Genomic DNA, 10389 nt, shown 5'->3' with positions numbered 1-10389 from the left:
CCGACCGCGCCGCCGTTGGCGAGCTGATCACCCACCCCGAATATGTGGACGTCATTGTGCCCCGGGGTGGCAAGGGCCTGATTGAGCGCATCAGCAACGACGCCCGCGTGCCGGTCATCAAGCACCTGGATGGCAACTGCCACACCTACATTGATGAGCAGGCGGATATCGCCAAGGCGATCAGCGTGGCCTTCAATGCCAAAACCCAGCGTTACGGCACCTGCAACACCACCGAAACCCTGCTGCTGGCCAATGCCATCGCCCAGCAGGTTCTCCCTGAACTGGCCGCCCAATACCGGCAGGCAGGCGTGGAGCTCCGTGGTTGCGAGCAGACCCGTGATCTTCTGGAAAGCGTGGGCGTGACCGATATCCAGGTGGCCACGGAAGCCGACTGGGAAGAGGAATACCTGGCACCAGTGCTGGCGGTGAAAATCGTCAAGGACATTGATGAAGCCATCGAGCACATCAACCGCTACAGCTCGGGCCATACCGAAGCCATCATCACCGAGAACTACACCCTGGCCCGCCGCTTCCTCACCGAGGTGGACTCCAGCTCGGTGATGGTGAACGCGTCCACCCGCTTCGCCGACGGTTTCGAATACGGCCTGGGTGCGGAAATCGGTATTTCCACCGACAAAATCCATGCCCGCGGCCCAGTGGGCCTGGAAGGGCTGACCAGCCAGAAGTGGGTAGTGCTGGGTGATGGGCATATACGGTTGTAAACGCCAGACGCCGGATGCCGGACGCCTAACGTCAAACACGGAGGCGTGTTTTGCATAACGTCGGGCATCCGGCATCTGGCGTCCGGCCTCTGGTTCTCTTCGGCGGCACCTTTGATCCGGTTCACCGGGCGCATATCAGTGCCGCCCGAGCCGTCTCCAGAGTGCTTGATGGTGCCCCTGTGCATCTGCTTCCCAATGCCGTGCCGCCGCATCGACCGCAGCCCCTGGCCAGCGGCGAGCAGCGCCTGCGTATGCTGGAGCTGGCCTGTGCCGAGCACCCGCATCTACACCCGGATGGCTGGGAACTGGCCCAGCCGGGCCCCAGCTACAGCCTGGCCACCCTGCAGCATTTTCGGGATCAGCACCCAAACCGGCCACTGGTGTTCATGATTGGTGCCGACAGTTTTGCCAGCCTGCACCAGTGGCACCAGTGGCGCGACTACACCGCCCTGTGCCACCTGGCCGTGGTCCCCCGTCCGGACAGCCCGCTGGCGGACGATGCCGTTCTGGAAGCGTTTCCAGAAACCGATGCCCAGGGCCTGGCACAGCAGCCCTGCGGCCTGCGCCTCATGCTCAAACGGCCCTTTCTGGACGTCTCTGCCACCGCCATTCGTCAGGCCCTGGCAGAAAAAGGGCGCTGCCCGGCACTGGATGACGCCGTGATTACGCATATTCACCGCCACGACCTGTATAATGTGGCGAAACTTACTCCCTTTAATCAATCATGAGGCCCCATGAGCGCTGACACCCCGCTACTGCAACTGGTCATCGACGCCCTGGAAGAAGTCAAAGCCCAAAACATCACTCCACTGGATGTGCGTGAAATCACCAGTGTCGCGGACAACATGGTTATCGCCAGCGGCACCTCCAACCGCCATGTGAAAGCCCTGGCCGACAGCGTGACCGATGCGGCCAAGAACGCCGGCTTCCCGCCCATTGGAACCGAAGGGGAAAACACCGGCGAGTGGATTCTGGTGGACCTGGGCGATGTGATTGTTCATCTGATGTTACCCGCCACCCGCGAGTTCTATGACCTGGAACGGCTGTGGAAGAACCCCCAGCACCACCCGGACCGCGACCAACAGCAAGACTCGTAATCCATGCGCATTGTTCTGCTGGCCATCGGCACCCGCATGCCCGCCTGGGTGACCGAAGGCTACAACGAATACCAGAAGCGCATGCCCCCGGACATGCGCCTGACGCTGGAAGAGATCCCCATGCCCAAACGCGGCAAAGGCGATGCCGGCAGCCAGATTCGCGCGGAAGCGGATGTTCTGCGTAAACGTGTAGAGAAATACCCCGGCGCAAAAATCGTGGCACTGGAAGTCAACGGTCGAGCCCTGGACACCCCTGCACTTAGCCGTAAACTGGGCGAGTTGAAAGACGTGGGCCAGGATCTGGTATTGCTGGTAGGCGGCCCCGATGGCCTGTGCCCGCAACTGTCAGCCAGCGCACATGAGTGCTGGAGCCTCTCGAACCTGACATTGCCACACCCTCTGGTCCGCGTGCTGCTGGCAGAACAGCTGTACCGGGGCTGGACGCTACTGACCGGGCACCCCTATCATCGCTGATCGTTATCGCCTCACACAGACGCCAACATGCGCCGACCATTAACGCTGAAAGACCATCACCACGAACAGCGCATTTTCAGCGTGCGCCTTGTCGTGGGCGTTTTTCTGGTGCTGCTGCTTACTGGCATACTGATTGGGCGCATGATCTGGTTACAGGTCATCGAACATAACCGCTATACCACCCTCAGTGACAATAACCGGGTTCAAACCCAGGCCGTGGCCCCGCCCCGCGGGCTGATTACCGACCGCCACGGGGAAATCCTTGCCGATAACCGTCCCGACTTTTCCCTGGAAATCATCATTGAGCAGGCCGGAGACCTGGATCAGCTGCTGATCGAGCTGGGCAACCTGATTGAGCTGGATGAAGGCGACCGGGAGCGTTTCGAGAAGCGCCGCCGCACCGCCCGCCGCCCCTGGGAACCGGTGCCGCTACGTGGCCGGCTCACGGAAGAGGAAATTGCCCGTCTGGTGGTCAACCAGCACCGGCTGGCAGGCATTCGCATCTCCGCTGACCCGATTCGCCACTATCCCCACGGCATTCTGTTTTCCCACGTGCTGGGCTACGTGAACCGAATCAACGTCCAGGACCTGGACGCCATGACGCTGGACCAGCAACGTAACTATGCCGGCACGCATTTCTACGGGCGCAGCGGCATCGAACGCTTCTACGAAGACACCCTGCACGGTGAGGTGGGCTATCGGCAGGTGGAAACCAATGCCCGTGGCCGAATTTTGCGCGTGCTGGAAGAACAGGCACCGGTGCCGGGCAAACCTTTGCGCTTGCGCCTCTCCATGCGGGTACAGCAGGCCGCCTACGATGCCCTCGGCGAGCGTCGCGGCGCCGTGGTCGCCATTGATCCCCGTGATGGCAGCGTGCTGGCGTTCGTCAGCCGCCCGGGCTTCAACCCCAACCTGTTCGTCACCGGGATTTCCTACAAGGATTACTCCGCCTACCGCAACGACCATGACAACCCGCTGTTCAACCGGGCCTTGCAGGGGCGCTATCCCCCCGGCTCCACCATCAAGCCCATGTACGGGCTCGCCGGGTTGGATGCCGGGGTGACCAACTGGGAACGCACTATTTTTGATCCCGGCTACTATCAGCTGGAAAACGATCCTCACCGCTACCGTGACTGGAAACGCTGGGGCCACGGCCGGGTGGATCTGCGCCTGGCGGTGGTGCAATCCTGTGATACCTACTTCTACGACATGGGGTTCAAACTGGGCATCGAGCGCATGCACCGTTACATGAACCAGTTTTCCCTGGGCCAACCCACCGGTATCGATCTCTACAACGAATCCAGTGGCATCATGCCCTCCAAACAATGGAAAAAGGCAGCCCGCGGCCGTCCCTGGTTCCACGGCGACACCATCAACGCCAGTATCGGTCAGGGGTTTGTCCTGGCGACGCCGCTGCAACTGGCCAACGCCACGGCGATCATGGCCAGCCACGGCAAGCAGGTCATTCCTACCCTGGCAGGCGACCACCAGCCAGTGGAACGAACCGACATCGTTCTGAATGATCAGGACAACTGGGAAAAAATGACCGAAGCCATGGTCGGTGTCACCGAGCTCGGCGGCACCGCACGTGCCATGGCCTCAGGGGCGAAATACGACATTGCGGCAAAATCCGGCACCGCCCAGGTCTTCTCGGTAGGTCAGGACGAAACCTATAACGAGGACGAGCTGGCAGAGCGCCTGCTGGACCACGCCTTGCTGGTATCGTTTGCACCCGCGGAAAAGCCGGCCATTGCCGTGGCCGTGCTGGTGGAAAATGGGCGCCACGGCGGCTCTACCGCCGGGCCAGTGGCTCGCCAGGTCATGGACGCCTGGCTGCTCGATAAAGAGGGAGAACTGAAGGTGCCGCCGGTATTCGCCAACACCCCGGCCACCCCCCCCTCCAATACTGCCGACGACGATTCGGATCAAGAGGATCGCCCATGAGCCAGCGCGAATTTATCCGCCAGATGCCCGGCCAGACCGGGGCCACCCTGTCTCCGGGGCTGGCGGTCCGCCTGCACCTGGACCCCCCGCTACTGGTCGGCCTGTTGCTGCTCATGTTCGGCGGGCTCACCGTTCTTTACAGCGCCGGCGGCGAAAGCATGGACCTGGTGGTGCGCCAGTGCATTCGTTTTGGTGCCGGCCTTACCGTGCTATTCCTGTTGGCCCAGATTCCACCCCGCAGTTACCGGTTCTGGGCCCCGGTGATTTACTCCATCGGCCTGGTGCTGCTGATACTGGTGCTAGTCATCGGCACCGAGGCGAAGGGCGCCCAGCGCTGGCTTTCCATTCCCGGCGCGGGCCGCTTTCAGCCGGCGGAGGTCATGAAACTGGCCGTGCCCGCCATGGTCGCGTGGTATTTCACGGAACGCACCCTGCCCCCCAAACTCACTGACGTCATTGCCGCCCTGCTGTTGCTCGGGGTGCCCGCCATGCTGATCGGGCTGCAACCGGACCTGGGCACCGCCATTCTCATCGCGGCCAGCGGGCTGGTGGTGCTGTTCATGGCCGGGCTCTCCTGGCGGCTGATCGCCGTGGCGATCATCATTGTGGTCACTGCCGCGCCGCTGATGTATTTCTTCGTGATGCACGATTACCAGCGTAACCGGGTCGATACCTTCCTCAACCCGGAAGCCGACCCCCGTGGCACCGGCTGGAATATCATCCAGTCGAAAACCGCCATCGGCTCCGGCGGCGTCAATGGCAAGGGCTGGCTCGACGGCACCCAGTCGCGGCTGGACTTCCTGCCGGAATCGTCCACTGACTTCATTCTCGCGGTACTCAGTGAAGAATTTGGCCTGGTTGGCGTCAGTATCCTGTTGATGATGTACCTGGTGATTGTCGGTCGCGGCTTCTTTATCAGCTGGCAGGCCCAGGACACCTTTGCCCGGCTTCTTGCCGCCAGCCTGGTGATGACATTTTTTATTTATGTTTTCGTGAACATTGGGATGGTGTCAGGACTCCTACCTGTCGTAGGTGTTCCCTTGCCCCTGATCAGCTATGGCGGCACCTCGGTTGTGACACTGCTGGCCAGTTTCGGCATGTTGATGTCGATTCACACCCACCGGCGGCTGATGAGTTACTGAACGCGGGGAGTGGACCGCCCGGTTTTTCGGGCGTCTCACCTCGACAGCACAGCCCATGGAAATAATGAAAACAGGAGATTCCCCTTTGCGTCGTTTCTATTCATGCATGCCAGGCATTGTTTGCTCCGGCACTCTTTACTCGACACTTGTGGCCGCCGCCCTGACCTTCACGGCCCTGCCGGCCCAGGCCGAACATACCTGCCCGGAAAACAACGACTACCTGCAGCGTGAACAGGCCAAGACCCTGATTGCCGAGCTGGTTTCCCAGGGGCAGGACGAAGACCGGGTGCGCGACGTCCTGGGCAGTGCGCAATGCCAGCCCAAGATCCTCGAATCCATAGCGCGGCCGGCAGAACACACCCATACCTGGGCGACCTACCAGAAAATTTTCCTGCAGGAGAGCCGGGTACAGAAAGGCGTGGAATTCGCTCACACCCACGCCGACACCCTGACCCGTGCAGAACAAACCTACGGCATCCCCCGGGAAATCATCCTCGCCATCATCGGAGTGGAAACCCGCTACGGGGATTACATGGGCACCTACCGAGCGGTCGATGCCCTGACCACCCTGGGCTACGACTACCCGCCTCGGGGCAGCTTCTTCCGCAAGCAGCTCAAAGCCTTGTTCGAACTGGAGCATAACGCCCACATCGATGCCAAAACCATCACCGGCTCCTACGCCGGCGCCATGGGCTACGGCCAGTTCATCCCCACCAGTTACCAGGCTTATGCGGTGGATTTCGACAATGACGGTGTCACCGATCTGGTCAACAACCCGGTGGATGCCATCGGTTCCGTTGCCAACTATTTCAGCGAGCACAACTGGAAACCCGGGTTGCCCGTAGCCGCCAGAGCACACCTGGATGGCGCCGGTTACGTGCCGCTGGCCAAAAAAGGGTACAAGCCATCCTTTACCCTGGCACAGGCCAACAACGCCGGCGTCTCTGCGCTCAGCTGCAACGATGATCGACTGGTCAGCGAATACTGCTTCGACCTGCCCGCCAGCACCCGGGTCGCCCTGCTTGATCTGGAAGGCACCGACGGTGCGGAGTTCTGGCTGGCCACCGACAATTTTTATGTGATTACCCGCTACAATCACAGTCGCCTGTACGCCATGGCCGTGCTACAACTATCACGACAACTGGCGGCCGCACTGGAGGATAGTCAATGAAGCGTCTGGCTTGTGCCGTGATCACCTCCGCGTTCCTCGGGGCCTGCGCCACCGCTCCGGGGCCCGCTGGCGACAGTGCCCCACCCGCCGTCAACAACGATGCGCCAGGCTCGGACCGCTACAGCCTGCAGCAGGACACCGCGCCGGAAGAGCCCCGGGATGTTTCCCGGCTGCCGGAACCGGTGCCCAAAAAGGAACCCCGCAGTCGCTACGGCAACCCGCAATCCTACAGTGTGTGGGGCAAGACCTATCAGGTGCTTCCCCAGGCGGACGGCTACGTGGCAGAAGGCAAAGCCTCCTGGTATGGCCAGAAATTCCATGGCCATCGCACCTCCAGTGGTGAACCGTTCGATATGTACCAGTTCACGGCCGCCCATCGCAGCCTGCCCTTGCCCACCTATGCCCGGGTCACCAACCTGGATAACGGCAAAAGCCTGGTGGTGCGCGTCAACGATCGCGGCCCCTTCCACGAGGATCGCATCATCGATTTGTCCTGGGCCGCTGCGGTACGCCTGGGTATAGAGCAATCCGGCACCGGGCGGGTACGGGTCGAAGCAATCAGCAGTCAGCAACAACCCGATGGCCCCAGTAGTACCGTGCCCACGGCCGTGCGTGCTGCGCTGGACAGTCCACCTCCTTCAGCAGCGAACGACAACGCCAGCGCCAAAACGGACACCGCCGACAATGGCGCCAGCAAAGGCGGTAGCCTGTTCCTGCAAGCAGGCGCCTTCTCAGACCGAACCAGCGCACAGCGACTGCAACAGGAACTTGTCAACCAGCTGGGGGTAGACACCCGGATACAGCACTCTGACGGCGACCTGTTCCGGGTCTGGATCGGCCCCTACGAGAGCAACCAGCTGCGCCAGCAAGTGCGAGAGACAGTAGCCAACGCCGGTTTTGACCGCCCCATGCCCGTCAGCCCCTGAAAACGCCCATATCAGCCGTTTCCCCGGTTAACAGGCCATCCCCAGTCCTCTAGAATGCAGCCATCAAGTGATGGCATAACGCAATTTGATGGCTTTATGGAATTTTTTGCCTTTTTCGTGTCCAACTACCCCTTCGGGCTCTTTCCCGGGCGGCGCCATGACACGATCGGCGCATTACTGATTCCCTGAACCATCCAAGAGAGACCATCCAAGGACAACCAACAGGCAGGATACCCATGCGTCCCCAGTTTTTCCGCTTTACCGTTTTTGCTCTCTGTGCCTTGCTCGGCACCGCCCTTTCCTTGCAAGCCCAGGCACAAATGGTCCCCCGTGCGCCGCAGATCGAAGCCAAGGGTTACCTGCTGATGGATGCCGCCAGCGGCCAGATCATCGTCGAACATAATGCAGAGCAGCGTCTGCCGCCCGCCAGCCTGACCAAAATGATGACCGCCTACATTGCCGAAGAAGAGCTGCAAAAAGGCAACATCGCCGAAAAGGACATGGCGCCGATCAGCGTTCAAGCCTGGCAAATGGGCGGCTCGCGCATGTTTGTCCGCGAAGGTACCCGTGTCTCGGTGGGGGACCTGCTGCGCGGCATCATCATCCAGTCCGGTAACGATGCCAGTGTGGCCATGGCCGAATACATTGCCGGCTCCGAGGATGCCTTCGCCGACCTCATGAATCAGCACGCCAACCGTCTGGGCATGGACAGCAGCCACTTCATGAATGCCACCGGCTGGCCGGCGGAAAACCATTTCACCACCGCCAAGGACATGGCGATTCTGGCCCGGGCTATCGTGCGCGATTTCCCCGACCACTATGACTTGTACGCCAAAAAGGAATTCACCTACAACGGTATCACCCAGCAGAACCGTAACCTGCTGCTATGGCGTGACCCCACCGTAGACGGACTGAAAACCGGCCACACCGACGAAGCCGGTTACTGCCTGGTGTCTTCCGCCAAGAAAGACAACATGCGACTCATCGCTGTGGTCATGGGCACCGCCTCCGAAAGCGCCCGTGCCCGCGAATCCCAGAAACTGCTGACTTACGGTTTCCGCTTCTTCGAAACCTACAAGGCATATAGCGCCGGTGACGTGCTAGACACCGTGGATGTGTGGATGGGTAAACAGGATCAGCTGCGTCTGGGCCTGGCGGAAGACCTGGTACTGACCATTCCCCGCGAAAGCCATGAAAACCTGAAAGCGGAAATCAGTGTCACCCCGCAACTAAAAGCCCCTATCCTGGAAGGCCAGCAGTACGGCACCCTGACCGTGAACATGAACAACGAGGTGCTGGTCAAGAAGCCCCTGGTCGCACTGGAACCGGTCGAAGAAGCGGGTATTTTCACCAAGCTCTGGCACCATATTCTGCTGTTCTTCAAAGGTCTGTTCTGATAACACAGAACGCTTGATGCCAGGCGCCTGATGCAATAGAAAACCGTCGCAGTCCGTCTCGTCCTATCGAGCCGGCACTGCGCCGGTTTTGCATCCAGGCCAGGCAGGTGCGCTAGACTGGTACCGTCACTCTCACGTCGAGCCCTTTCACCATGCCCCAGGTTTATCTCAACGGCCGCTTTATGGCCCCCGAAGACGCTCAGATCTCCCCGATGGACCGGGGCTTTCTGTTTGCCGACGGGATTTACGAGGTTATCCCTGCTTATAACGGCGTGTTGTTTCGCTTCGAAGAACACCTGGCTCGTCTGGAGCGGTCCCTGGCCGAAGTGGAAATCCACAACCCCCATAGCCGCGCACAATGGCGCGCCCTGTGCGAGGAATTACTGCGCCATAATGGCGACGGCAACCTCTCGGTTTACCTGCAAATCACCCGCGGCGCCGCCGAAAAGCGCGACCATGCGTTTCCCTCTCCTGCCGTCACCCCCACCGTCTTCATGATGACCAGCCCGATCGCCGTGCCCGCCGCCAACAGCCCGGACACCGCCATCGGCGCCAAAGCGATCACACTGGACGATATTCGCTGGGCCCGGTGCGACATCAAATCCGTCTCCCTGTTACCCAACAGCCTGCTCCGCCAACAAGCGGTAGCCGCTGGCGCGGCCGAGGCCATTTTGCTGCGCGATGGCTTTGTCACCGAAGGCTCGGCCAGCAATGTCTTTGTGGTCAAAGACGGCAGCATTGCCACCCCGCCGAAAAGCCACGCCATTCTCGGCGGCATCACCCGGGACCTGGTGGTAGAGCTGTGCCATCAACACGGGCTAGCGCTGCAAGAGCGGGAAGTCACCGAAATGCAGCTACGCAAGGCGGATGAAATCTGGATCACCAGCTCCACCAGGGAAGTGGTACCCGTGACCCACCTTAACGACGCTATAATAGGTAACGGCCAGCCAGGCCCCCAATGGAAGACCCTGGCCCGGCACTACGTTCAGCATAAACGCCGGCTTTGCGGGCTTGATACCCCCGAAACACGAGACTGACAGGAGCAGCCCATGGCTATCCAGGAACACCTGTGGGAATTTCCCCATGACATGCAGTTAAAGGTCATGGGCGCCGTTGACGCCCCCCTCGAGGACGCCCTGATCGAGATTCTGACCACTCATTTGGATGATTTTGACGCTGACAAACACCTGAGCAGCAAACCCAGCAGCAAGGGCACTTTCATCTCCTTTACCGCGCAGGTCACCATGCGCAACCGGGAGCAGGTGGAAGCCATTTACAAGGCACTCGACGAATCACCCCACGTGAAAATAACCCTGTAGCGTCGACATTTCGCCAAACGCCACAACCGCAAGCCATCAGTGCACACAACCACTGTGCACTGGTTCGCATATTGGCATTACACTGCGTTACTCGCCGTCACAGCCCGACACCGAAGCCCCACCAAGCCACCATAGGTTTGGAACGAACGTCCCCGTAATGTTGACCGCATAACAACAACACGGGGATAACCACCATG

General features: G+C 60.5%; 11 protein-coding genes. All 11 read left to right on the top strand.

Features of this window, described 5'->3' with window-relative positions; genetic code table 11:
• The coding region (locus A3754_RS06390; protein ID WP_082904765.1) for a glutamate-5-semialdehyde dehydrogenase at positions 1-722 on the top strand (722 nt) is incomplete at its 5' end.
• 50 nt (positions 723-772) lie between these two features.
• Positions 773-1450: a nicotinate-nucleotide adenylyltransferase gene (gene nadD, locus A3754_RS06385; RefSeq protein ID WP_082872307.1), complete on the top strand. Its 678-nt coding sequence runs from the start codon at positions 773-775 to the stop codon at positions 1448-1450.
• Between the two features lie 6 nt (positions 1451-1456).
• Positions 1457-1819, top strand: a complete 363-nt coding sequence (gene rsfS, locus A3754_RS06380; RefSeq protein WP_063519020.1) for a ribosome silencing factor — start codon at positions 1457-1459, stop codon at positions 1817-1819.
• Positions 1820-1822: 3 nt separating this feature from the next.
• The gene (rlmH, locus tag A3754_RS06375; RefSeq protein WP_063519019.1) at positions 1823-2293 is read left to right on the top strand and encodes a 23S rRNA (pseudouridine(1915)-N(3))-methyltransferase RlmH; all 471 of its coding nucleotides are present in this window, start codon (positions 1823-1825) and stop codon (positions 2291-2293) included.
• A gap of 27 nt (positions 2294-2320) precedes the next feature.
• Positions 2321-4237 carry a penicillin-binding protein 2 gene (gene mrdA / locus A3754_RS06370; protein ID WP_063519117.1) on the top strand — a complete coding sequence of 639 codons (1917 nt, stop codon included), beginning with the start codon at positions 2321-2323 and terminating at the stop codon, positions 4235-4237.
• Entirely contained in the window at positions 4234-5379 is a 1146-nt protein-coding gene (gene rodA, locus A3754_RS06365; protein WP_063519116.1) for a rod shape-determining protein RodA, read from the top strand. Before mrdA ends, rodA begins: the two co-directional genes overlap by 4 nt.
• Positions 5380-5464: 85 nt before the next feature.
• Positions 5465-6550 (top strand): lytic murein transglycosylase B, encoded by a 1086-nt coding sequence (gene mltB / locus A3754_RS06360; protein ID WP_231880515.1) that lies wholly within the window; start codon positions 5465-5467, stop codon positions 6548-6550.
• Entirely contained in the window at positions 6547-7476 is a 930-nt protein-coding gene (locus A3754_RS06355) for a septal ring lytic transglycosylase RlpA family protein (protein WP_063519114.1), read from the top strand. The genes mltB and A3754_RS06355 overlap by 4 nt, the downstream gene beginning before the upstream one ends.
• Before the next feature lie 236 nt (positions 7477-7712).
• The gene (locus A3754_RS06350; RefSeq protein WP_063519113.1) at positions 7713-8873 is read left to right on the top strand and encodes a D-alanyl-D-alanine carboxypeptidase family protein; all 1161 of its coding nucleotides are present in this window, start codon (positions 7713-7715) and stop codon (positions 8871-8873) included.
• A gap of 152 nt (positions 8874-9025) precedes the next feature.
• Complete coding sequence (gene dat, locus A3754_RS06345; protein WP_063519112.1) at positions 9026-9910, top strand: D-amino-acid transaminase; 885 nt, start codon at positions 9026-9028, stop codon at positions 9908-9910.
• A 12-nt stretch (positions 9911-9922) separates the two neighbouring features.
• The gene (locus A3754_RS06340) at positions 9923-10192 is read left to right on the top strand and encodes a YbeD family protein (RefSeq protein ID WP_063519111.1); all 270 of its coding nucleotides are present in this window, start codon (positions 9923-9925) and stop codon (positions 10190-10192) included.
• Positions 10193-10389 lie beyond the last annotated feature (197 nt).

Source organism: Alcanivorax sp. HI0083, assembly GCF_001635175.1.
This window is presented reverse-complemented; position numbering and strand designations above follow the sequence as displayed.

Bases quoted from the DNA above. Each gene is read 5' to 3' on its own strand.
- rsfS (WP_063519020.1), top strand. From the start codon at position 1,457: ATGAGCGCTGACACCCCGCTACTGCAACTGGTCATCGACGCCCTGGAA.
- rlmH (WP_063519019.1), top strand. From the start codon at position 1,823: ATGCGCATTGTTCTGCTGGCCATCGGCACCCGCATGCCCGCCTGGGTG.
- mrdA (WP_063519117.1), top strand. From the start codon at position 2,321: ATGCGCCGACCATTAACGCTGAAAGACCATCACCACGAACAGCGCATT.
- rodA (WP_063519116.1), top strand. From the start codon at position 4,234: ATGAGCCAGCGCGAATTTATCCGCCAGATGCCCGGCCAGACCGGGGCC.
- A3754_RS06355 (WP_063519114.1), top strand. From the start codon at position 6,547: ATGAAGCGTCTGGCTTGTGCCGTGATCACCTCCGCGTTCCTCGGGGCC.
- A3754_RS06350 (WP_063519113.1), top strand. From the start codon at position 7,713: ATGCGTCCCCAGTTTTTCCGCTTTACCGTTTTTGCTCTCTGTGCCTTG.
- dat (WP_063519112.1), top strand. From the start codon at position 9,026: ATGCCCCAGGTTTATCTCAACGGCCGCTTTATGGCCCCCGAAGACGCT.
- A3754_RS06340 (WP_063519111.1), top strand. From the start codon at position 9,923: ATGGCTATCCAGGAACACCTGTGGGAATTTCCCCATGACATGCAGTTA.